A 770-nucleotide genomic window follows, 5' to 3' on the forward strand; every position below is an offset into this window, starting at 1 on the left:
AGCACTTTTTACTATCAACAAAAGGTACTGCTGGCAGATGACAAATACGCCGGGCTGAAAGACCTGATTCAGGCAACTTTCTACGAGCACAAGGGCCGGTATGGCTATCGTCGCATCACGGCAGCGTTGCGCAGGGCGGGCCATCTTGTGAACCACAAGACGGTGCAGAAACTAATGGGGCAGCTAGGCCTGAAGAGCCTGATACGCGTGAAGAAATACCGTTCCTACAAAGGCGAAACAGGCAAGGCCGCGCCTAACCTGCTAAAGCGTGATTTCAAAGCGCAATACCTTAACCAGAAATGGGCCACCGACGTGACCGAATTCAAAGTAGGAGGCCAGAAACTCTATCTGTCGCCGATCATGGATCTGTACAGCGGCGAAATCATTTCCTATGCGATTGCCAGGCGCCCGCTGTACTCCATGGTCGACGAAATGCTTGAAGGAGCATTTAAGCGGCTTGGACCGCATGAAAAGCCGATTTTGCATTCCGACCAGGGCTGGCAATATCGGATGCCTATTTACCAGCGACTGCTCAATGAGAATTCGATCGCAGCCAGCATGTCGCGCAAGGGTAACTGCTACGACAACGCGGCTATTGAGAGCTTTTTTAGCACGCTGAAATCCGAATTTTTCTACCTGAACAAATTTAACGATCTGGATGAGCTTCAAGCGGGTATCGAAGAGTACATTGAGTATTACAATCACTCACGCATAAAACTGAAGCTTAACGGCCTGAGTCCTGTGGAATACAGAATGCAGGCCGCCAAGGC

1 pseudogene is annotated in these 770 nt (G+C 50.4%); it reads left to right on the forward strand.

The annotated features are described in order from the left end of the window. Positions 1-770: pseudogene (locus KBY08_RS26250) on the forward strand (IS3-like element ISPsy9 family transposase); the annotation flags it as partial.

The sequence above is a fragment of the Pseudomonas sp. P135 genome, assembly GCF_020312125.1.
GTDB classification, from domain to species: domain Bacteria; phylum Pseudomonadota; class Gammaproteobacteria; order Pseudomonadales; family Pseudomonadaceae; genus Aquipseudomonas; species Aquipseudomonas fragariae.